This window comes from Micromonospora sp. bgisy143, from assembly GCF_057708145.1.
Map to the genome: position 1 here is coordinate 131360 of NZ_JBYIRN010000012.1, position 23166 is coordinate 154525.

The following is a 23166-nucleotide window of genomic DNA, read 5'->3' on the forward strand; positions in this document are numbered from 1 at the left end:
GTGCGCTTCCGGATCCTCGGACCTCTCGAGATCTCCGGCGCCGGGCGCACTCTGACGGTCACCGCGGCACGCCAGCGGGTGGTGCTCGGCACCCTGCTGCTCGACGCGAACTGCGTGGTCTCCACGGCGCAGCTCGCCGACGCGCTGTGGGACGACGCCCCGCCGACCACCGCCCGTGGTCAGGTGCAGATCTGCGTGTCGGCGCTGCGTAAGACGCTCACCGGCCTCGGCCTGCCGGACCGGATCGTCACCCGCCCGCCCGGTTACCTGATCGAGGTGGCCGACGGCGACCTGGACCTGCACTACTTCGACCGGCTGGTGCTGGCCGGGCAGCAGGCGCTGGCCGAGTCGCGGCTCGACGACGCGGCGGAAGCGCTCAGCGCGGCTCTCGCGCTGTGGCGGGGGTCGGCCCTGGCCGGGGTGGAGAGCCAGGCGGTACGGGCCGCCGCGGCCCGGCTCGACGAGCGGCGGCTCGCCGTCATCGAGGACTGGCTCGACGTCGAACTGCACCGTGGACGGCACCAGCACGTGGTGGGCGAGCTGCGGGAACTTCTCGCCGCCCACCCACTGCGGGAGCGGCTGCACGCACAGCACATGCGAGCGCTCTCCGGCGCCGGCCGGCCGGCCGAGGCGCTGGCCGCGTACCGGGCGGCCCGGCGGACGTTCCTCGACGAGCTGGGGTTGGAGCCCGGCGGCGAGCTGCGCCGCCTGGAGCGGGCCATCCTCACCGACGGCCGGGCCGACGAGCCGGCCGACGACGTGCCGGTACCGCCGGCGGTGCCCCGGCTGCTCCCCGCCGACCCGGCCGAACTGACCGGGCGGGACGAGCCCCTGCGGATGGTCCGGACCGCGCTGGGTGACGGCGGTACGACGTCGGTGCCGGTGGTGGCGATCTCCGGCCCGGTGGGCGTCGGCAAGTCGACCCTCGCGGTCCGCGCCGCGCACGCGCTCGCGCCGGAGTACCCGGACGGGCAGCTCTACCTGCGGTTGCTCGACGCCGACGGTCGGCCGGTGCCCCCGGAGGCCGCCCTGGAGCGGTTCCTGCGCGCGCTCGGCCTGTCCGGCGACGCCCTTCCGGACGGCCTGGACGAGCGCGCCGAGCGGTACCGGGACCGGATCGCCGGTCGACGCGTACTCGTCGTGCTCGACGACGTGACCCACGAGCGGCAGGTGCTGCCGTTGCTGCCGGGCGCCACCGGCGCGGGCGTTCTCATCACCAGCCGGCGGCGGCTCACCGGCCTGACCGGAGCCCGCCTGATCCACCTCGACCCGCTCGGCGTCGACGACTCGGTACGGCTGCTCGCCACCGCGCTGGGCCGGCCCCGACTGGCCTCCGATCCCGCCGGCGCGGCGGCGCTGGCCGGGCTCTGCGACGGGCTCCCGCTGGCGCTGCGGATCGTGGCCGCCCGGCTCGCCGCCCGGCCGCACTGGACGGTCGCCCAGCTCGCCGGGCGGCTGCGGGACGAGGCTCGCCGCCTCGACGAGCTGACCTTCGGCGGGCTCGACGTGCGGGCCCGGCTCGCCACCAGCTACGCGACGCTCTCCCCGGCGGCCCGGCTGCTGTTCCGGTCGCTGGGCGCCCTACCGGACGCGGACCTGCCGGTCGCGCTCACCGGCCGACTGCCGGGCTGCGCGGGCCACTCCGTCGAGGACGCCTTGGAGGAACTGGTCGACGCGCAACTCGTCGAGGTCGGACCCGACCCGACCCGGTACCGGCTGTCCGGCCTGATCCGGCTATACGCGGCGGAGCGGCTGGCGAGCGACGAGCCGACCGGACTCGCCCCCGCCGAATCCGCCTGAGACCCGTTCCGTAGGTGGGGGTTGGGTGGCTGTCGCGCATCCTTTGCTCTGCTTACACCGGCGCAACACTGACAGGCCATTTCCGTAGCGTCCGTTGAAGCAGAGCAAAGGACGGAAGCAGAGCAGAGGACGGGGGCAGGGCAGAGGACGGAAGCGGAGCAGAGGACGAAAGCAGCGCAGAGGACGGGAGCCGCCTCCGTCACGATCTGTCAGACAGCCTGACGCCGGACGGGTATCGGGTGGCGGGCCAGCACCGCGTCCGCCAGCACCTCGGTCACGTCGACCAGCGGCAGCGGCCCGGCCCCACCATGCGGCGCGATCACCGGCAGCTCGGTGCAGGCCAGCACCACGCAGTCGGCCCCGACCGGCCACGGCCCGGCCGCGATCAGCTCGGCCAGGCCGGCGCGCAGCGCCTCGACCGGCTCACCCCGCTTCACCCCGTCGATCAGCGCGTCCACCCGGCGCTGCGCCGCCGCGCCCGGGTAGAGCGGCCGAGTCCCAGCAGTCAGGTGCGGCTCGTACAGCCGCAGCCGCGCGGTCGGTGCGGTGGCCAGGAACACCGGGCGGCGAAACCCCCGCCCGGCCAGCGCCGCGCCCACCTCGGCCAGCAGATCCAGCACGGGTACGGCCACCGCCCGCACGATGTCGTCGCGGAAGGCGTGGGTGGTTGCCGACGGGATGACCATCGCGTCCACCCCGGCGGCCTCCAGGTGCTTGGCCGCCCGCAGGAGCGCCGGCACCGGGCTGGGCCCGACACCCCGCAGGAACGCGATACGGCTGGGCACCCGCTCGGCGACGAGCACCACCTCCAGGTGCTCGTCGTCCTCCACGGCCGGAGTGAGCTGGATGAGGCGCTGGTAGAAGTGGGCGACGGCCAGCGGTCCCACCCCACCCACCACGCCTAGTCGGCGGATGTCCAACCCCGCTCCCGCAACGCGTCGGAGATCCGGGCCGCCAGCACGGTCGCGTGTGGCGCGTACACCAGGTCGTGGTGGTTGCCCGGCACCGGCACCACGTAGACCGGGCCTCGGGTGCGGGCCCGCCAGCTGGCCGGGTTCACCTCCGGGTTGGTCAGCGTGGGATGCCGGTCGGTGGCCGTGAACAAATGGATCGGGGCGCGGATCGGGGCGCGCGGCGCGTACCGGTCGGCGGCCCGGCCGTTCGCGGTGAACACCGCGACCATCCGACGCAGCGTGGCCGTGTCCGCGCCCCGGGGCACCCGGCCCCGCCGCTGCGCGTCGCGCAACAGGATGGCCAGCGCCTCCTGCTCCTCGGCGGCGGCCAGCTCCGCGACCTGCTCCGGGGCCAGCTCGGCGATCAGCCCGTACCGTTCCAGCTCGCTGCGCCCGGTGAACCAGGACTCCAACTCCTCCCGGCCGAACGCCCGCGCGTCCAGGACGCCGAGGAAGTCGACCCGCTCGCCGGCCGCCTCCAGGAGGTACGCCATCTCGAAGGCCACGTTGCCGCCGAAGGACCAGCCGGCCAGCCGGTACGGCCCGTCCGGCGCCACCGCCCGAATCTCGTCGACGTACCGCTGGGCCATCTCCTCGATGGTGGCCAACGGCGGGTCGTCGGTGTTGTAACCGACCGCCTCGATGCCCTGCACCGGACAGACGGCGGCCAGCTCCCGGGCGAGCTGCGCGTAACAGGCCACGTCGCCGCCCTGCGGATGGACCAGGAACAGCGGCGGCTGTGGGGCCGGCCCGTCGGCCAACGGGATGAGCAGGCGGTCCGCGGCCGCCGACGCGCTGCCCAGCACCGCGGCGAGGCGTTCCACGGTGGGGTGGGTGAAGACCACGCTGAGCGGCACGGCGACGTCCAGCTCGACCCGGATCGCCTCGACGAGGTCCACCGCCCGCAGCGAGTGGCCGCCGAGGGCGAAGAAGTCGTCGCGTACGCCGACCGGGCCGTGCCCGAGGACCCGTTCCCAGATCCGTACCAGGGCCAGCTCCAGGATGTCGCGCGGCGGCAGCGCGTCGGCGCGGGCCACCGGGGCCGGTGCGGGCAGCCGGGCGCGGTCCAGCTTGCCGTGCGGGGTCAGCGGCAGCGCGTCCAGCGTCTGGAGCCGGGCCGGCACCGACTGTTCGGGGAGCAGATCGGCGAGCCGGTCACGCAGCTCGCCCAGGTCGACATCGGGGTCGGCCACGACGTACCCGACGAGGTCACCGTCGTGCACGGCCGCGGCGGCGGCGTGGACACCCGGGCCGGCGGCCAGCGCGGCCTCGACCTCGCCCAACTCCACCCGCACGCCGCGGATCTTCACCTGCTGGTCCCGGCGACCGTGGAAGACCAGCCGACCGTCGGCACGCCAGCGGACCAGGTCGCCGGTGCGGAACAACCGCCCGCCGGGCGGTCCGAACGGGTCCGGGACGAACCGCTGCGCGGTCAGCCCCGGCGCCCGCTGGTAGCCCCGGGCCAGCCCGGGCGAGCCCAGGTACAGCTCGCCCAGCGCGCCCGGGGGCAGCAGCTCGCCGCGCGGACCGAGGACGTGACAGCGCACGTACGGGATGGGCCGTCCGATCGGCACCGCGCCGACCTCGTCACCCACCTCGTGGTACGTCGAGGTCATCGTGGCCTCGGTCGGGCCGTACTGGTTGACCAGCGCGATGGTCGGCGAGAGTTGGCGGGCGGCGCGGACGTGCTGCCCGCCCAGCGCCTCGCCGCTGACCAGGCCGAGCCGTACCGACCCGGCCGCGCCCGGCCGGCTGCCGGCCGCGGTGGCCAGCGCGGTGAGCATCGGCGGCACCAGCGTCAACAGCGCCGTCACCCGGTGCCGCTCGATGGCTGCCAGCAGGGCGTACGGGTCGCGCGTCGCGCCGTCCGGAGGCAGCACCACCCGCCCACCGACCACCAGCGGACCGAAGATGTCCCGGATGGACGCGTCGAACGAGATCGCCGCGAGTTGGAGAACCACGTCCCGGTCGGTCAACCCGATCGGCCCGCTCAGGTACGCCAGGAAGTTGGTGATGCCCCGGTGCGGCGTCGGTACGCCCTTCGGCGCGCCGGTCGACCCGGAGGTGTAGTAGATCGCTGCCCGGTCGTCGGGATGCGGCAGATGCCCGGGATCGGTGGCCGGCTCGGCGAGCACCGCCGGCCACTCCTCCTCCAGGCGGTACGTCGGGACACCCTCGGCGGCGGCGGCCGGCCCGCGCCGGGCCAGCGCGTCGCGGCAGGTCAGGATCAGCCGGGGCGCGCTGTCCGCGACCAGGTGGGTGAGCCGCCCGGGCGGCGCGGCCGGGTCCAGCGCGACGTACGCGCCACCCGAGCGCAGCACCGCGAGCAGCGCCACCACGAGGTCGATCGAGCGGGGGAGCGCCACGCCGACCACGACGTCCCGGCCGACGCCGTGCCGCCGCAACCAGCGGGCGAGCCGGTTGGCCCGCCCGTCCAACTCGGCGTAGGTCAGCTCGTGCGGGCCGTCGTCGGGCGCGGCCAGGCAGACCGCGACGGCGTCCGGAGCGCGCTGCGCCTGCCGGGCCACCAGTTCCGGCAGCGACGGCCGATCCGGCGCCGGCTCGGCGGTCCCGCCCCACCGGGCCAGCAGTCGCCGCTCGTCGACCGTGGGGCCCAGCTCGGACAGCCGCCGATCCGGCTCGGCCACCACCGCCCGCACCGTCCGGGCGTACGCGGCGGCGAACGCCTCGACGGTCGACGCGTCGTACAGGTCGGCGGCGTACTCCACGGTGCCGCGCAGCCCGTCCGGACCGTCGATGACTGACACGTTCAGGTCGTACTTCGCGCCGCCCTGGCCGAGGTCCAGCGTCTGGACGGCGACCCCGGGCAGCCGCAACGCCGCGCCGTCGCGCTCCTCCGGCCGGAAACCCACCTGGAACAGCGGGTTGCGCGACGGGTCCCGGGCGACCCGAAGCTCCTCCACCAGGCGTTCGAAGGGCACGTCGCGGTGCGAGAAGTCGGTGGCGGTGGCGCGGCGTACCCGATCCAGCAGGCCGGCGAAGGTCGGGTCGCCGCCGACGTCGCCGCGCAGGACCAGCGTGTTGACGAAGCAGCCGACCACCGGCTCCAGGTCGGCGTCGTCCCGGCCGGCCACCGGGGTGCCGACCACCACGTCGTCCTGACCGGTGAACCGGGCGAGCACCGCCTGGAAGGCGGCGAGCAGGGTCATGAAGGTCGTCGCGCCGCGCCGGCGGGCCAGCTCCCGCACCGCCTGCGCGATGTCGGCGGGCAGCGCGAAGTCCACCCGGTCGCCCCGCCCCGACCAGGTGGCCGGCCGGGGCCGGTCGGTGGGCAGCGAGCAGTGCGGCAGGTCGGCGAGCCGTTCCCGCCAGTGGTCGAGCTGGTCGGCGAACGCCGCCGGGCCGCGCCGCTGCTGCCAGTAGGCGTGGTCGGCGTACGTCAACGGCAGGCCCGGCAGCTCCGGCGTCCGGCCGGCGGAGAGGGCCGCGTACGCCGTGCCGACCTCCCGCCACAGCACGTCCAACGACCAGCCGTCCACCGCCGCGTGGTGCAGCACCAGCACCACCGTGTGGTCGTCGTCGGCGACCCGGATCACCCGGGCCCGGGCCTGCGGGCCGTTGGCCAGGTCGAACGGTCGGGTGGCGTCCGCTCCGGCGAGCCGGAGCACCGTGGCGTCCCCGGCGTCGGGCAGGTCGGTGCCTACCACCTCGACCGGCGGGCCGGGGATCTGCCGCTCGCCGGTCCCGTCGGCGACGAACCGGGCGTTCAGCGCGTCGTGCCGCGCCAGGACCGTGCGGAGCGCCTCGATCAACGCCCGCGTCGACAGTGGCCCGCGCAGGCGCAGCACGCTGGGCACCAGGTAGCTGGCGTCGCCGGGGTTGAGGCGGTCGAGGAACCACAGCCGACGCTGCGCGTACGACAGCGGGGCGGCGGCCCCGGCCGGCCGGGCGGTCAGCGGTGGACGTGCCTCGTCGGCGGTGACCTCCGCCCGGCCGGCGCCGCTGACGACCCCGGCGCCACCGCTGCCCTCGGCGCTGAGCGCGGCGGCCAGGGCGGCCGCCGTCGGATGGGCGAACAGGGTCCGCAGGGACACGTCCACCCCGGTCGCCGCGCGCAGCCGGGCAGCCACCTGCAACGCGCGCAGCGAGTGCCCACCCAACTGGAAGAAGTCGTCCCGCACGCCGATCCCGTCCCGGCCGAGCACCGCCGTCCAGGTCTGCACCACCAGGCGTTCCAGGTCGGTCCGGGGCGCGACGTGCTCGGCACGGGTCGGGCGTACGTCCGGTGGGGGCAGCGCGGCCCGGTCCACCTTGCGGTTCGGGCTGAGTGGCAGCTCCGGCAGCTCGACCACCAGGCTGGGCACGAACGCGTCGGGCAGGACGTCGCGCAGGTACGCCCGCAGCGTCGCCACCGCCACCGGCGCGTCGCGCCACACCACGTACCCGACGAGCTGCCGGTCGGCGTCCTCGCCCCAGGTGGTCACCGCCGCCGCGGCCACCGCCGGGTGGGCGGCCAGCGCGGCCTCCACCTCGCCCAGCTCGATCCGGTTGCCGCGCACCTTCACCTGGGTGTCCGCCCGGCCGACGAACTCGATCGTCCCGTCCGGGAGCAGCCGGGCCAGGTCGCCGCTGCGGTAGAGCCGGCCACCGGAGCCGAACGGATCGGGCAGGTAACGTTCGGCGGTCAGCCGAGGCTGCCCGGCGTACCCGCGGCTGACCCCCACCCCGCCGACGTACACCTCGCCGACGACACCGACCGGGACCGGCCGCAGTGCCGGGTCCAGCACGTACACGGTGTTGTTGGGCAACGGTCGGCCGATCGGCATCGGTCGGTCCGGTCGGACGGCGTGCACCTCGTACGCCGTGCACCACACCGTCGTCTCGGTCGGCCCGTACAGGCACCAGAACCGGGACACGCGCCCGAGCAGCGCGGCGGCCAGCGTGCTCGGCACCGTCTCGCCGGACGCGCCGGCGCGGAGCGGCCCACCGGTCCAGCCGGCGTCGACGAGCATCCGCCACATCGTCGGCGTGGTCTGCATGACGGTGGCCCCGCCGTCGGTCAGCAGCTGCCCGAGCGCCCCGCCGTCGGTGGCCGTGCGGCGCGACGCCAGCAGCACGGTCGCGCCGACGGTGAGCGGACTGAGCAGTTCCGGCAGCGACAGGTCGAAGGCGTGCGAGGCGACGGCGGCCACCACGTCGGTGTCGGTCACCTCGAAGAGTCGCCCGAACGCCACCGTGAGGTTGACGATCGCCCGGTGCGGCACCATCACGCCCTTGGGGCGCCCGGTGGAGCCCGACGTGTAGATCAGGTAGGCCAGGTCGTCGGCGGTCGTGGTGGTGACCGGCGGTGTGTCCGGCAGCTCGGCGAGCCGGTCACCCGCGCGGTCGAGGCGCAGCAGCCGTGGACCGGGCGGCGCGCCGAGCCGGTCCCACACGTCGCCGGTGGTCAGCAGCAGCCGGGCCGCGCTGTCGGCGAGCACGTGCCGGACCCGCTCGGCCGGGTGGTCCGGGTCGACCGGCACGTACGCGCCGCCGGCCTTGAGGACCGCGACCAGCGCGATCACCAGGTCCGGTGTGCGGTCCAGGCAGACGCCCACCGTGACGTCGGGGCCGATGCCGTGCTCGACGAGCAGGTGGGCGAGGCGGTTGGCGCGGCGCTCCAGCTCCCCGTAGGTCAGCTCGGCGTCGTCGCACCGGACGGCGACCGCGTCGGGGGATCGTCCGGCCTGCGCCCCGATCAGGTCGGAGAGCAGCTCGTCCTGCGGGTACGCGGCGGCGGTGTCGTTCCACCGGCCGACGATCCGGGCGTGCTCGTCGGGCGGCAGCACCGCCAGCGCGCCGACCGGACTGCCCGGACGGGCCACCGCGTCGGCCAGCAGGGACAGGTAGCTGTCGACCAGGCGCGCCACGGTGGCCGGCTCGAACACGTCGGTGGCGTACTCGACGAAGCCGCGCAACCGGCCGTCCCGGCGGGTCAGCACCAGCTCGACGTCGAACTTGACCGTGCCGGTGTCGACCGGCACCGGCTCGACCACGCAGCCGGGCAGCTCGAACGGCGCGGTCTCCTCGTCCTGCACGGTGAACATGGCCTGGAACAGCGGATTGCGGGACAGGTCCCGGGTCGGACTCAGCTCCTCGACCAGCCGCTCGAAGGGCACGTCGCGGTGCTCGTGGGCGTCCACGACGGCGTCGCGGACGTCGTGCAGCAGCGACGCGAACGGTCGGCCCGGGAGGACCTGGTTACGGATCACCACGGTGGTGCCGAAGAACCCGACGACCGACTCCAGCTCGGGGTGCTCCCGGTCGGCGAAGAGGGTGCCGACCGCGACGTCGGTACCGCCGCTCCAGCGGTGCAGCACGGCGGTGAAGCCGGCCAGCAGCGCGTGGAACAGCGTCACGCCGTGCCGGGTGGCCAGCTCCCGTACGCCGTCGGCGAGCGCGTCGGGCACCGCGAAGTCGTACCGGTCGCCCCGGCCGGTGAACACCGGCGGTCGGGGATGGTCGGCCGGCAGGTCCAGCGGTGCCAGTCCGGACAGCCGTGTACGCCAGTAGTCGAGCTGTCGGGCCAGCCGGTCGCCGCGCAGCTGTTCCCGCTGGTGGTACGCGTGGTCCACGTACCGGACGGGCAGTTCCGGCAGGGCTGGCACGGTACCCGCCAGCAGCGCCCGGTACGCCGCCGCCAGCTCCGCCCAGAGCAGCGCCATCGACCAGCCGTCGACCGCGATGTGGTGCACCACCAGCACGACGTACCACTCGGCGTCGCCCAGGGTCAGCACCTCGGCCCGCAGCGGCAGCCCGGTCGCGATGTCGAAGGGCTGCCGGACCAGTTCGCGGGCCCGCGCCAGCGGGTCCTCGACGGTGCGCACGGCGACCGGGATCTCGCCCAGCTCGTGCGGCACCGGCTTGGGTCGGCCGGCCACCTCCGGGTAGCTGGTGCGGAGCACCTCGTGGCGCTCGATCACGATGCCGAACGCGAGCCGCAGCGCGGCGGCGTCGAGCGGGCCGTGCACCCGCAGCACCTCGGCCACGTTGTAGTCCGGTGCGCCGTCGAGGAACCGGTCGGCCAGCCACACCGACTCCTGGCCCGGTGAGGCGACGAACTGGTCGTCGGGGCAGCGGGGCCGGGTCGGCGAGGACGCCGCCCGGCTCGCCTCGCGTGCCGCCCGCAGTCGTTGGGCCAGCAGCTCCGCCGTGCTGGACACGTCAGGCCACGTCGTCCGGCTCGCCGTCCATGTGCCGACGCAGGCTGGCCGGGCGCATGTCCACCCAGACCCGCTCGACGTGGGCGAGGCACTCCTCCCGGTTGCCGGTGGTGCCCTCGGCCCGCCAACCCGCCGGCACCGGTCGGTCGGCCGGCCAGATCGAGTACTGCTCCTCGTGGTTGACCACGACGCTGTACGACAGCTCGTCGGTTTCGCTCGTCACCGCGCTGCTCCCTCCAGGTCCGCCAGCACGAGCCGTTCGAGCTCGGCCGCGGACGCCGCGATCGTCGGGTGGTCGAAGATCAGCCGCAGCGGGATGTCCAGGCCGAACGCCTGCCGCAACCGGCTGAGCACGCGTACGGCGAGCAGCGAGTGCCCACCGGCGGCGAAGAAGTCCGTATCGACGCCGATCCGGTCGACGCCGAGCACCGCGCACCAGATCTCCGCGACGGTCTCCTCGGTGACCGTCCGGGGTGCCACCAGGGCGCCCTCGTCACCGCCGGGTGTCGGCAGCGCCGCCAACGCGGCCCGGTCCACCTTGCCGTTGGGGTGCAGCGGCAGCCGGTCGAGGACGGTCAGGTGGGTGGGCACGGCGTAGCTGGTCAGCACCGTACGCAGGTGGGCGCGTACGTCGTCCACCGAGATGCCGTCGACCCGTCGGGGCACCAGGTAGGCGGCGAGGTGTCTGGTGGCGGTGCCGAGCGCGAGCACCACCGCGTCGGCGACCTCCGGGTGGCCGCGCAGCGCCGTCTCCACCTCGCCCAGCTCGATCCGTACCCCCCGGATCTTGACCTGGTGGTCGACCCGGTCGACGAACGTCAGCGTGCCGTCCGGGCGCTGCGCGCCACGGTCGCCGGTGCGGTACATCCGGGCGCCGAAGCCGTCCGGGTCCGGCACGAACGCCGCCGCGGTGCGCCGCGGGTCACCCTGGTAGCCCCGGGCCAGGCCGACCCCGCCGATGCACAGCTCGCCCACCTCGCCGGCGCGGACCGGCTGGTGGCGGGCGTCCCGCACGGTCACCCGGTTACCGGTCATCGGCTGGCCGATGGGCACGCTCGCACCGTCGGCGCGGCCGTCGTCGGGTCGACAGATGTGGTACGTCGAGTCAATCGACACCTCGGTGGCGCCCCAGGTGTTGTCGAGCGAGACCCCGTCCGGGAACCGGGCGAAGAACCGCCGTACCAGCTCCGGACGCAGCGCCTCGCCGCTGCACAGCACACTGCGCAGGCGGGTCAGCCTGGCCACGTCGGCGTCGGTGAGCGTCTCCAGGAAGAGGTCGAACACGCTCGGAACGAACTGGAGGTGCACGGCCCGGTGCCGGATCGCCGCGTCGATGATGGCGCGCGGGTCGCGGTGCGCACCCGGGGCGAGCATGGCGACCCGACCGCCGTGCAGGAGCGGCCACAGCAGCTCGACCGCCGCGTCGTCGAAGGTCAGCGTCGTCTTCTGCAACACGGTCTCGCCGGGCTGGAGGTGATGCCGCTCCTGCATCCAGCGCATCCGGTTGGCCCAGCCGCCGTGGGTGCAGGCGACGCCCTTGGGCCGGCCGGTGGAGCCGGAGGTGTAGTAGATGGCGCAGAGTTGGTCCGGGTGCGGTGACGTCGGTGCCAGCGGCGCGCGGCCGGTGACGGTGGCGTCGGGGACCACGGCGGTCCGGCCGGTGGCGCGCACCTCGTCGACCAGGGCCGGGTCCACCACGCAGACGGTGGCGGCGGCGTCGGTCAGGATCGCCTCCCGGCGGGCGGCGGGCGTCTCCGGCTCGATCGGCACGTACGCGCCGCCGGCACGCAGCACGGCCAGCACACCGGCCACCATGTGCGCCGACCGGTCCAGGATGAGCCCGACGGGTTGGTCGGCGCGTACCCCCGCGTCGCGCAGGGCGGCCGCCAGCTCGCCCACCCGCCGGTCCAGGGTCGCGTAGTCAAGCGTGCCGTCGTCGTCCACCACGGCCGTCGCGGACGGTGTCCGGTGGGCCTGTCGCGCGAACATCTCGTCAAGTGATGTCACGGCACCTCCTCGCCGTCAGCCACCGTGCCAGAGGCCGCTATCGATGCGCTTTCGCCGCGGTATGTCGCGGACCGGCAGATATCGACGGGGGTTGTCACGTCGCTGCGGGGCTGGGTATGTTTCTGCGGCCGGCGGAACGGGGAGGCCGAACGTGAATATCAGCGCGCCGTCCGGCCTGACCGGACGGATCGACGAGCCACCCGGCCGGCTGCTCCACGACGAGGTGCTGGCGCCGCAGTTCCGTTTCGAGGTCGAGCATCTGCTCGGGTCGTACGTGGCGGTCGAGAAGGTGCTGGCCCTGGAGTACCAGCGGATGGGGCTGCTCACCGCCGACCAGGCGGCAGCCGTGGCCGCCGGGCTGGACAGCGCCGGCCCGACCGCGCTCAGCGCCGACCCGGTCGCCAATCTGTCGGATCTCGCGTTCGCCCTGGAACGGCACGTCGAGGCCACGCTCAGCGAACCGTTGCCGCTGTGGCACGTCGACCGCAGCCGCAACGACCTCCAGGCCACCGCGCAGTTGCTGTTCGGCCGGCAGCAGGTCGTGGGTGTGGCGCAGGCGCTGCTCGGGTTGGGGGCGGCCCTGCACCGCCGGGCCGGCGCGTACACCACGACGCCGATGCCGGGCTACACCCACTTCCAGGCCGCGCAGGTGATCACGCCGGGCTTCCACCTGGCCGCGTTCTCCGGGCACGTGCTGCACACGCTGCGCCGGCTGCTGAGCACGTACGACGCGATCGACGCCTGCCCGCTCGGCGCGGGCGCGATGGCCGGTCAGGACCTCCCGTGGGACCGGGACCGGATGGCCCGGCTGCTCGGCTTCCGGGCGGCCCAGCCGCACGCGCTGACCGCCGTGGCGTCCCGGCGGTGGGTGTTGGAGGTCACCGCCGAGCTGTCCCTGTTCGGCGCGGAGACCAGCCGGTTCGTCACCGACCTGATCACCTGGGGCGGCAGTGACCTGGGTTTCCTCGACCTGCCCGACGAGCTGAGCGGCATCTCCTCGGCCATGCCGCAGAAGAAGAACTTCCCGATCCTGGAACGGATCCGGGGCCGTTCGGCGCACCTCGGCGCGTTCCACACCGACGCGCTGCTCGGCCAGCGCAACACCCCGTACGCCAACCTGGTCGAGGTGTCCAAGGAGGCCGGCGCCCACCTGCACGCCGCGATCGGCGCCACCCGGTCGCTGCTGCGGCTGCTGACCGCCGTGGTGGACGGCCTGCGACTGCGTCCCGAGCGGATGCTGGCCGCCTGCGAGCGCGAGTTCCTGGGCGGGTTCGCGCTGGCCAACCTGCTGACCCTGCGCGAGGGCGTGCCGTGGCGGCGGGCCCAGGTGCTCGCCGGCCGGTACGTGGTGGCCGCGGCGGCTGCCGGCCGGGCGCCCCGCGACACCGATCCGGAGCTGCTGGCCGCGACCACCGCCGCCGAGGGGTACCGGCTGGTCGATCCGGCGACGCTGCTGCGCGAGGCGTTCGACGTGCACGCGGGGCTGGCCGCCCGGCGCACCACCGGTTCGACCCAACCGTCCGCGGTCATCGATCTGCTGTCGACGCAGGCGCACGACTACGACGAGCTGCGCGCGCAGTGGGAGCGGCGGGCCGCGGTCGACCGGGCCGCGGTCGAGGAGACCGATCGGCTGCTCGGGCTGGCCCCGGCGGCCGCCGCCCACGGGATCGGCTGACGGCATGGGCGAGGGGGCGTGCACCGCCGACCCGGACGCGCTGCTGGCGGCCACCGGCCGGCTCGGCGTCGGCACGGCGTTCGGCACCTTCGGCGAGCTGTTGCAGGGCGTCCTGCCCGAGGCGGACCGGGATTTCCTGGTGACGTTCCCGATGGCCCAGTGGGCCACCGCCACCTTCTGGCCGACCAACGACCTGGACCACATCCGGGTCTTCCCGGGGCACAAGCGCAAGTCGGCCCGGCTGGCCGCCACCATCATGGAGCTGTTCGGCCTGTCCGGCGGGGGCGTGCTGGAACTGGGCGGGGAGCTGGCCGAGGGCAAGGGCTTCGCCAGCTCGTCGGCGGACCTGGTGGCCACCGCCCGGGCGGTCGGCGACGCGTTCGGCATGCCGCTGAGCGAGCGCACCATCGAGTCGCTGCTGCGTCAGATCGAGCCCTCCGACGGCGTCATGTACGACGGGATCGTCGCCTTCTACCACCGGGAGGTCCGGCTGCGGGAACGGATCGGCGTTCTGCCCCCGCTCACCGTGGTGGCGCACGACGAGGGCGGCGCGGTCGACACGATCCGCTTCAACCGGATCCCGAAGCCGTTCGACGACGCCGACAAGCAGGAGTACGCCCGGCTGCTCACCGCCCTCACCGCGGCGGTACGCGCCGGCGACCTGCCCGCCGTGGGTCGGGTCACCACCCGCAGCGCCGAGCTGAACGGCAAGCTGCGCCCGCGCCGGTACTTCGACGTGGTGCACCGGCTCTGCCGTGAGGTGGAGGGTTACGGCCTGGTCATCGCGCACAGCGGCACCGCCCTCGGTGTCCTGCTCGCCGAGGACGACCCGGAGCGCGCCGCGAAGATCGACCATGTGCGCCGGGCCTGTGCCGGGCTGCCCGGCCAGGTGACCGTGCACCGGTCGCTCGGCGCCGACGAACTCTCCGGGGGCGGCTGATGCGCTTCGACACGATCCGCGACGCCATCGGCCACACCCCGCTGGTCCGGCTGCGGATGCCCGACTCGCCGGCCGTCGAGGTGTACGCGAAGCTGGAGTCGCAGAACCTGTACGGGATGAAGGACCGGGTCGCCCGCGCCATGATCCTCGAAGCCCGCCGGCTCGGTGTGCTCGCCGACGGCGACCCGGTGGTGGAGAGTTCGTCGGGCACGATGGCCCTCGGGGTGGCCCTGGTCGGCCGCTCGCTCGGGCATCCGGTGCACATCGTCACCGACCCGCGCGTCGACCGGGTGACGCTGGCGAAGCTGCGCGCGCTGGGCTGCGAGGTGCACGTGGTGTCGGCGATGACCTCGCACGGCTGGCAGAGCGCCCGGATCGAGCGGCTTCAGGAGCTGCTGGCCGGGCTGCCCGGGGCGTTCTGGCCGCAGCAGTACAGCAACCCGGACAACCCCGGCGCGTACCGCTGGCTGGCCGACGAGTTGCTCGCCGACCTCGGCCCGTTCGACGTGCTGGTCGGCTCGGTGGGCAGTGGCGGGTCGCTCTGCGGCAGCTCCCGGGCGTTGCGCCGCCGCCTGCCCGAGCTGCGGGTCGTCGGGGTGGACTGCGTGGGCAGCATGCTGTTCGGCCAGCCGGACCAGCCCGGTCGGCTCCAGAGCGGCCTGGGCAACAGCCTGCTGCCGGGCAACCTGGACCGCCGGCTGATCGACGAGGTGCACTGGCTCAACGACCACGAGGCGTTCGTGGCCACCCGGGAGCTGGCCCGCGAGCAGCAGATCTTCGCCGGCAACACTTCCGGCTCGGTCTACCGGGTGCTGTGCGACGTGGCCCGCCGTACGCCGCCCGGTGGGCGGGTGGTCGGCATCTTCCCCGACCGTGGCGACCGGTACGCCGACACCGTCTACGACGACGGGTACTGGGCCGCCACCGGCGTCGCCGCGCTCCCGTTGGCCGCCGAGCCGGCCGTGGTCGAGCCGGACACCGTGGTCACCTCGTGGTCGCGGGCGGCCCTCGCCCCGCCGGCCGATCAGCGGCACCTGCTCTTCGTCGAGTCCAACACCACAGGTACCGGGATGCTCGCCCTGCGCCGCACCGCTGACCTGGGCTTTCATCCCGTGCTGCTGACCGCCGACCCGACCCGCTACGCCGGGCTGGCCGAGACGGGCGCCCAGGTCCTGGTCTGCGACACCGCGTCGGTGCCGGCGCTGCGCGCGTTCGTGCAGGCCCGCTACCGGCGGGAGGAGGTGGCCGGGGTGATGAGCACCAGTGACTTCTTCGTCCCGGCGGTGGCCGAGCTGACCGGCTGGCTCGGGCTGCCCGGTAACCCCGTCGACGCGGTGCTGACCTGCCGGGACAAGGGCCGGTTGCGGACCGTGCTGGACGCCGCCGGGGTGCGCCAACCCGGGTACGCCATCGTCGAGGAGAGTCCGGAGGCGACCCTCGCCGATCGGGTCGCGGCGGCGGTCGAGCAGGTGGGCCTGCCGTGCGTGGTGAAGCCGGTCGACGACTCCGGGTCCAACGGCGTCCGGCTCTGTGCCACCGTCGCCGAGGCGCTCGCCCAGGCCGAGCGCGTCCTCGCCGTACGCCACAACGTGCGGGGCCTGCCCACCGCCCGGCGGGTGCTCGTCGAGGCGTACCTGGACGGACCGGAGGTGAGCGTGGAACTGTTCGGCACGGGCGAGACCCAGCACTGCCTGGGCGTCACCGACAAGTGGGTCGATCCGCCGCCGTACTTCGTGGAACGCCAGCACGTGTTCCCGGCGGGACTGCCCCCGGAGGCCGCCGCCGAGGTGGCGGACCTGGTCCGCCGGGCGTTGGGCGCGGTGGGCATGAGCGTCGGGGCGACCCACACCGAGGTACGGCTCACCCCGGCCGGGCCGGCCCTTGTCGAGATCAATCCGCGGCCGGCCGGCGGCATGATTCCCGAGCTGATCCGGGCCGCGACGGGCGTGGAACTGCTCGACGCGCAACTGCGGGCGGCGACCGGCCTGCCGGTGACGCTCACCCCGACCAGCAAGGGGTACGCGGGCATCCGCTTCCTGACCGCCGACCGTGCCGGCATCCTGGCGGGCGTGGACGGGGTGGAGCAGGCCGGCCGCTGTACGGGGATACGGGCGGTGCGGATCACCGCCGCCCCGGGCACGCGGGTGCGACCACCGGAGAACGCGTACGACCGGGTCGGGCACCTGATCGCCGTCGGGGACGACGCCGCACAGGTGCTCGCCGCCCTCGCCGAGGCCGGTGCCCTGCTCACGGTCCGGGTGGACGTGCCGTGATTGAACTGCGTAGCGACACCTTCACCCTGCCCACGCCGGCGATGCGCGACGCGATGGTCCGGGCCCCGCTCGGGGACGACGTGTACGCCGAGGACCCGACCGTCCGCGAGCTGGAGGAGCTGGCCGCGTCCACGTTGGGCAAACAGGCGGCGTGCCTGACCCCGAGTGGCACGATGGCCAACCTGGCGACGATCATGGCGCACGCGCCACGCGGCGCGGCGATGCTGGTAGGCACGGAGAGCGACATCTACATCTACGAGGCCGGCGGCGCGTCGGTCTGCGGCGGCGTGACCTACCTGCCGGTGCCGAACCAGCCCGACGGCCGGCTGCTGCTGAGCGACCTGGCCGCCGGTTTCCCCGACGACCCGGACGACCCGCAGTTCGCCGTCCCCGCGTTGATCTGCCTGGAGAACACGCAGAACCGCTGCGGAGGGGCGATCCTGCCGATGGCCTACCTGGCCGAGGTCCGCCGGTTCGCCGACGAGCGCGGGGTGCCGGTGCACCTCGACGGCGCCCGGATCTTCAACGCGGCGGTCGGCGCGGGTGTCGACGTCGCGGAGATCGCCCGGCACGCGGACTCGGTGCAATTCTGCCTCTCCAAGGGGCTCGGCGCGCCGATCGGCTCGATGGTGGTCGGCGACGCCGACCTCGTCGAGCGGGTACGCCGGCTCCGCAAGATGCTCGGCGGCGGGATGCGCCAGGCCGGCGTCATCGCGGCGGCCGGCATCATCGCAATCCGCGAGCACGGCCGGCTCGCCGAGGACCACGCGAACGCCCGCCGGCTCGCCGCCGGGTTGGCCGTCATCGACGGGATCGAGGTCGATCCGGCGTCGGTGCAGACGAACATCGTGATGTTCCGGGTGCCGGAGCACCGGCTGACCCGCACACGGTTCCTCGCCGAGACCCACGCGGCCGGGGTGGCCCTGGCCGAGTTGGGGCACGGTCGGATCCGGGCGGTCACCCACTCGGGGGTGACCAGCGCGGACGTCGACCGTGCGCTCACGGTGATCGACGGGGTGCTCAGCCGGGGCTGAGCACGGCCCGCACCTCGCCCGTCGTCGCGTCCGGGCGGGTCACCACGACGTCGAGGACGCGGTGCAGGTCGGCCAGCAGCCGCCCGCCCTCGGCCGGGCTCACCGCGTCGCCCTCGATCAGCAGGCGGAGCACCAGCTCCGGGGTCGGCTCCACCACCAGGGTCAGCGGGTAGCCGGTGCTCTCGACCACGTCCACCGGGGACAGTCCCGCCGGCAGGGGTGGGTGGTTCTGGAAGACCACGATGCTGTGGAACAGCGGTGTGCCCGGTGGCAGTTCGCCGGCCCGGGTGATGTCGGTCAGCGACTGGTGCTCGTACTCCCGGCTGGTGACCTGCTGGTCCTGCACGGCCCGCAACGTCTCGACGAAGGGTGCGGCGGGGTCGAGGCGCACCCGTAGCGGCACCGTGTTGATGAGCAGGCCGACGATCGATTCCGCGCCGGGCAGGTCGTCGGGCCGGCCGGCGACCGTCACCCCGACCACCACGTCGTCGCGGTCGGCGTGCCCGGCCAGGACCAGAGCCCACGCGCCCAGCGTCACCGCGTACGGCGTCACGCCGGCGTCGGCGGCGCGGGCGGCCAGCGCGGCCCGCAGCCGGTCGCTGAGCGGCAGCCGGGCCACCCGGGTGCCCGGCAGTCCCACCTGCGCCGCGGCCTCGGCGGGCGGGTCGGCGGCGGCGGGGCTGCCCGGCGCGGGCACCGGCGGGTGCGGCAACGCCGTGGGCTCCCCGAAGCCGGCGAGCAGCCGCTTCCAGTAGTCGGTCGACCGGTTCGCGTCGGCAAGCCAGCGCAGGTGCCGTCGCAGCGGCGCCACCGGCTCGCGCCGGCCGTCCAGCACCTCGGCGAGCAGGACGGCCAGGCTCCAGCCGTCGAGCAGCAGATGATGGAAGGTGAGCACGAGGTCGACCGCGTCCGTCGTCCGTCGGATGAGGGTGAGCCGTACCGGCGGCACGGTGACCAGATCGAGCCCGTCCCGACGCTCGTCGGCCAGGAGCCGTCCCAGGTCGACGGGCCCGTCGAGCACCCGTACGTCGGGTGGGTGCCCCTCGTGGACGAGTTGCACCGGCTCGGCGACGTCGTCCCAGCGGACGGTCGTGCGCAGCGCCGGATGCCGGCGAACCGCCTCGCGCCACGCGTCGGCCAGCACGGCCACGTCGACCGGCCGGGTCAGCCGGTAGACGTGCTGCTGGAGATAGTCCGCCTCGCCGGGGGAGAGCAGGGTGTGAAAGAGCATGCCCTCCTGCATGGGTGTCAACGGGTACGCGTCGACCAGCCGCGCGGGGCCGCCCGGCGGGCCGGCCAGCAGGGCCGGGTCGACCGGACAGAGCGCGAACGGGGGACCGTCGCGCAGCTCCGGCGGCGGCCCGGCCACCTGGACGTGCGGCGCGAGCGCGGCGATCGTCGGGTACGTGAACAGGTGCCGGGTGGTCAACCGGAGCCCGGACCGACGCGCCGACGCCACTACCCGCATGGCCAGCACCGAGTCACCGCCGAGGGCGAAGAAGTCGTCGTGCGGCCCCACCCGGCCCCGCTCCAGCACCTGCGACCAGAGCGTGGCCAGTCGGGCCGGCACCTCGTCGACCGGCACCTCGGCGGGGCCGGACGCGTCGTCGGGCGGTTCGGGCAGCGCCCGACGGTCGGTCTTGCCGCTCGGCGTGACCGGGAGGTGGTCCAGCCGCACGAACAGCGCGGGCACCATGTAGTCCGGCAACCGGCGAGCCAGCCCGGCGCGCAGTTCGTCCACGGCCAGGTCCTCCGGTGCCACGTACGCGACGAGCTGCGGATGGCCGGAGGCGAGCTGCCGTACGGTCACCGCCGCCTCGCGGACGCCCTGGTGCGCCAGCAGCGTCTGCTCGATCTCGCCCAGCTCGACGCGGTTGCCGCGGATCTTCACCTGCCCGTCGCGGCGGCCCACGAAGTCGAACTCGCCGTCGGGCAGGCGGCGGGCCAGGTCTCCGGTGCGGTAGAGCCGGCCGGAGCCGCCCGGGTCGGGCACGAACATCTCGGCCGTCAGCGCCGGACGGCGGTGGTAGCCGCGGGCCAGGCCGACGCCACCGATGTACAGCTCGCCAACGACGCCGGTGGGCGTCGGGGTCAGGCTGTCGTCCAGCACGTGCAGGCTGACGTTGCTGATCGGGGCGCCGATCGGCACGCTCGCCCCGAGCAGCGGCGCTCGGACCCGGTGGGCGGAGACGTCCACCGACGCCTCGGTGGGGCCGTACAGGTTGTGCAGGTCACCGGGGAGCAGCCGGGTCGCCTCCCGGGCCAGGGCGACCGGCAGGGCCTCACCGCTGCAGATCACCCGGCGTACCGTCGGCATGGGGGGCAGATCGGGTTCGGCCAGGAACTGCGCGAGCATCGTCGGCACGAAGTGCAGCGTGGTCACGCCCCGCTCGACGACCGTCGCCGCCAGGTAGGCGGGGTCGCGGTGCCCGCCCGGACGTGCCAGCGCCAGCCGGGCACCGGCGGCCAGCGGCCAGAAGAACTCCCACACCGACACGTCGAAGCCGTACGGAGTCTTCTGCAGCACCACGTCGTCGGCGCGCAGGCGGTAGGTGTCCTGCATCCAGCGGATCCGGTTGACGATGCCGCGGTGCGGCACGCACACGCCCTTGGGTCGGCCGGTGGAGCCGGACGTGTAGATGATGTAGGCGAGGCTGTCCGGGGTGGCGCGTTGCTCCGGCGGGGTGTCCGGCTCCCGCTGCGCCGACTCGTCGTCGATGACGCACCACCGCGCCGGATCGACGCCGGGGATCCGGTCGAGCAGGTGGCGTTGTGCCAGCACCACCGGCGGGTCGGCGTCGCCGAACTGGTAGTCCAGCCGTTCGGCGGGCAGATCCGGGTCGAGCGGCACGTACGCGCCGCCGGCGACCAGGACCCCGAGCAGCGCGACGACCAGGTCGACCCCACGTTCGGCGACGACTCCGACCGGAGTGTCCACGTCGACCCCGCGCGCCCGCAGCCGATGGGCGAGCCGGTTGGCGCGGGCCACCAGCTCGGCGTAGCGCAACACCCCGTCATCGGCCAGCACCGCCACCGCGTCGGGCGTCCGGGCGGCCTGCTCGGTCACCAGGTCGTGCAGGCACCTGTCGTCGGCTCGCGGCACGCGGGTAGTCGAGCACAACCCGCTGTCGACAGGCTTTCGATCGGCTATCTCCGGTGCCGACGCATGCCCCGACACCGGGCCTATGTCGCTAACCGGACAAGACGGTAAAGCCCCTGGTAGAGGACGCTTAGGGCAGGCGAGGGAGCGGTGGATGTCGGGCCACATCCCCGCTCGTGCGCCCGGTACGGACAGCACGGTCCGTACCCGGTGCCGCCCTCGCCGGCCCGGCCCCCGCCAATACGGACCCGGCACAGCCGCCGGCCCCGACGAGGCGTACGGCCTGCCCCGTCGACCACACGCATCGTGGATCCCGCCCGGTTCGGCGTCGCTCACCCGCGCGCCCGGCCGGGCGAGGAGAAAGCAGAGAGGCCCTGTCATGGCGGCTCCTACCGCGACCGCAGCCCTGAACGCATCCGTCTTCGCGCCGGGTGACCAGATGCTGCTGACCGTCACGTACTCCGACGCCGACACCAAACCGCTGACCGTCACCATCGTGGTCACCGACGCGCAGGGCAACAGCAGCGCGCCGGTCAAGGTCACCGCGGTCATCGACCCGCTCACCGTGACCGTCTCCGACAACTCCGGGCGTACCTGGTCCCGGGTCTCCGACAACGGCTCCGTGGCCGTGTACCGGGCGGTGGCGTGATGCCCCGGGTCACCGTCCAGGTCCGCGACGCCGCCGGCAACACGGCGACGACCGGGGCCGACTACACCCTGCGCCAACCCGTGCTCGGCGGCTACTACCTGTCCGGCGGGGCCGATCCCACCGCCGACATGGCCGGCGGCAACTTCCGTTCGCTGACCCAGTACCGCAGCTTCGCCGACGGCTACATCTTCCCCGGCTACAACCGGCCGTGGCTGGTCGACCTGGGCAAGGCCGGCGTGCAGATGAACATGGTCCTGGAGTTGAAGCACTACGGCGCCGGCACCGCCGGGCCGCAGAGCTTCCGGGTGGACGTCACCGACTACACCGTCCCGGCGCCGTCGATGACCATCCAGCAGCGACCCGGGACGACCTGGCCGAAGGCGTACGGGTACGGCCAGGTCCTCAGAGGTCAGTGTGACGGGCTGTTCCACCGCGCGCTGGCGCAGTACCGGCTGCTCGGCTTCGGAGTGAACATCCAGATCGCCTCCGAGTTGGATACCGATCACGAGTTCGGCACCACGGAGGACGGCAAGGCCTACACCTGGGCCGAGTCGGACGCACGGGCGGTGCAGGCGGTGAACTACATCCTCACCTGGTTCAAGGCCCGGACGTTGCCCCCCGGCACCACCTTCTCGGTCGGGCTGGGCGGCTTCGACCGGGCGTGCTACCAGCGCACCCACCCCGAGTCGCTGATGTCCCGACTGGACTACCTCCAGTGGAACGCCTACGCGACCGCCTCCGGCCAGACCGCGCTGGCCCGCTTCCGCAGAACCAAGGACTGGGCGGTGGCGGATCTCGGCCCGGTGGCGCTGTCCCGACCGGTGATCATCGCGGAGTACGGCGTGCGGTCGGCGGAGATCCCCGACCAGGCGGCCTGGATCGCCACCGTTCCGGCGGCGATTGCGCAGCTCAACGCCGAGCGTGGGCCCCTGATCGCACGGACCAACTACTTCAACTCCGGGTGGGGCACGCTGTCGCCGAAGGCGGCCGGGTTGGCCGCGCTGCGGACCGCGTACGCCACCCGGCCGTACGTCTGACCGGTCATTCGGCGTCGAACTGCTCGGCGTACGCGTCGCGCAGCTCGGGCCAGCCGAAGTCCTTGGCCTCCGCGCCCCGGATGGGGCCGACCGGATCGCCGTCGAGCAGCCGGTCGGCCACGTCCAGGCAGAGGTGCCAGCCGGCGGCGACCATCGGCAGCACGCCCCGGTCCGCGACGGTGTGACGCAGGGTGAGTCGGGTGCCGTCCCCCGAGGGGGTCAGCTCCCAGCGCAGCAGGTCGTCGCCCCAGGTGTATTCGAGCAGGTGGGGTGGCTCGGCGCGGCGTACCACCGCGGTCTGGTCGGCGGTCGTCTCGCCGTCGACCAGGGTGAGCACGGCGGCGCCGGGGCTGCCGAGGTCACGGTCGGCGAGGAACGGCGCCCACTGCGCGAGCTGGGCCGGGTCGGTCAGCGCGGCCCAGACCGCGGTGGGCGGGTGCCGCAGGTCGCGGACGAACACCAGGGTTGCGCCGCCGCCGGCGTGCTCGGTGTACGCCGTGCCGGGCGGGCTGGGGCGGAACGCGTCGCGGTCCAT

Annotated in this window: 13 protein-coding genes; 7 read left to right on the forward strand and 6 right to left on the reverse strand. The window is 74.3% G+C overall.

The annotated features are described in order from the left end of the window. On the forward strand, positions 1 to 1800 hold the full coding sequence (locus tag AC3EN4_RS16490; RefSeq protein WP_435206683.1) for an AfsR/SARP family transcriptional regulator: 1800 nt from the start codon (positions 1 to 3) through the stop codon (positions 1798 to 1800). 209 nt (positions 1801 to 2009) lie between these two features. Here the strand turns inward: AC3EN4_RS16490 and AC3EN4_RS16495 are convergent, their stop codons facing one another. The 4 genes from AC3EN4_RS16495 to AC3EN4_RS16510 are packed head-to-tail and all read right to left on the reverse strand — an operon-like array spanning position 2010 to position 11923. Further along, a complete protein-coding gene (locus AC3EN4_RS16495; RefSeq protein WP_435206684.1) occupies positions 2010 to 2687 on the reverse strand; it encodes an aspartate/glutamate racemase family protein in 678 nt (225 codons plus the stop codon). A 14-nt stretch (positions 2688 to 2701) separates the two neighbouring features. Continuing rightward, a complete protein-coding gene (locus tag AC3EN4_RS16500; RefSeq protein WP_435206685.1) occupies positions 2702 to 9916 on the reverse strand; it encodes an amino acid adenylation domain-containing protein in 7215 nt (2404 codons plus the stop codon). Between the two features lies 1 nt (position 9917). Next, positions 9918 to 10139, reverse strand: coding sequence for an MbtH family protein (locus AC3EN4_RS16505; RefSeq protein WP_422736343.1), 222 nt, complete (start codon positions 10137 to 10139; stop codon positions 9918 to 9920). Next, positions 10136 to 11923 (reverse strand): non-ribosomal peptide synthetase, encoded by a 1788-nt coding sequence (locus AC3EN4_RS16510; protein WP_435206686.1) that lies wholly within the window; start codon positions 11921 to 11923, stop codon positions 10136 to 10138. The genes AC3EN4_RS16505 and AC3EN4_RS16510 overlap by 4 nt, the downstream gene beginning before the upstream one ends. Positions 11924 to 12074: 151 nt before the next feature. On the opposite strand from AC3EN4_RS16510, the gene AC3EN4_RS16515 reads away from it, so the two are divergent. Genes AC3EN4_RS16515 through AC3EN4_RS16530 form a run of 4 tightly spaced genes read left to right on the forward strand, consistent with a single transcriptional unit; the run spans position 12075 to position 17845 of the window. After that, positions 12075 to 13598 carry an argininosuccinate lyase gene (locus AC3EN4_RS16515; RefSeq protein WP_435206687.1) on the forward strand — a complete coding sequence of 508 codons (1524 nt, stop codon included), beginning with the start codon at positions 12075 to 12077 and terminating at the stop codon, positions 13596 to 13598. Between the two features lie 4 nt (positions 13599 to 13602). Beyond that, a complete protein-coding gene (locus AC3EN4_RS16520; protein ID WP_435206688.1) occupies positions 13603 to 14538 on the forward strand; it encodes a GHMP family kinase ATP-binding protein in 936 nt (311 codons plus the stop codon). Then, a complete protein-coding gene (locus AC3EN4_RS16525; protein WP_435206689.1) occupies positions 14538 to 16811 on the forward strand; it encodes a pyridoxal-phosphate dependent enzyme in 2274 nt (757 codons plus the stop codon). Before AC3EN4_RS16520 ends, AC3EN4_RS16525 begins: the two co-directional genes overlap by 1 nt. After that, positions 16808 to 17845, forward strand: coding sequence for a GntG family PLP-dependent aldolase (locus tag AC3EN4_RS16530; RefSeq protein ID WP_435206690.1), 1038 nt, complete (start codon positions 16808 to 16810; stop codon positions 17843 to 17845). Before AC3EN4_RS16525 ends, AC3EN4_RS16530 begins: the two co-directional genes overlap by 4 nt. On the opposite strand, the gene AC3EN4_RS16535 is transcribed toward AC3EN4_RS16530, so the two are convergent. Further along, positions 17832 to 20948: an amino acid adenylation domain-containing protein gene (locus tag AC3EN4_RS16535; RefSeq protein ID WP_435206691.1), complete on the reverse strand. Its 3117-nt coding sequence runs from the start codon at positions 20946 to 20948 to the stop codon at positions 17832 to 17834. The genes AC3EN4_RS16530 and AC3EN4_RS16535 overlap by 14 nt on opposite strands. A gap of 376 nt (positions 20949 to 21324) precedes the next feature. Between AC3EN4_RS16535 and AC3EN4_RS16540 the strand changes: the two genes are divergently transcribed. After that, complete coding sequence (locus tag AC3EN4_RS16540; protein WP_234584413.1) at positions 21325 to 21594, forward strand: hypothetical protein; 270 nt, start codon at positions 21325 to 21327, stop codon at positions 21592 to 21594. Further along, positions 21594 to 22631: a hypothetical protein gene (locus AC3EN4_RS16545; RefSeq protein ID WP_435206692.1), complete on the forward strand. Its 1038-nt coding sequence runs from the start codon at positions 21594 to 21596 to the stop codon at positions 22629 to 22631. Before AC3EN4_RS16540 ends, AC3EN4_RS16545 begins: the two co-directional genes overlap by 1 nt. A 4-nt stretch (positions 22632 to 22635) precedes the next feature. Here AC3EN4_RS16545 and AC3EN4_RS16550 read toward each other — a convergent pair whose 3' ends face one another. Beyond that, positions 22636 to 23166 carry an SRPBCC family protein gene (locus AC3EN4_RS16550; RefSeq protein WP_435206693.1) on the reverse strand — a complete coding sequence of 177 codons (531 nt, stop codon included), beginning with the start codon at positions 23164 to 23166 and terminating at the stop codon, positions 22636 to 22638.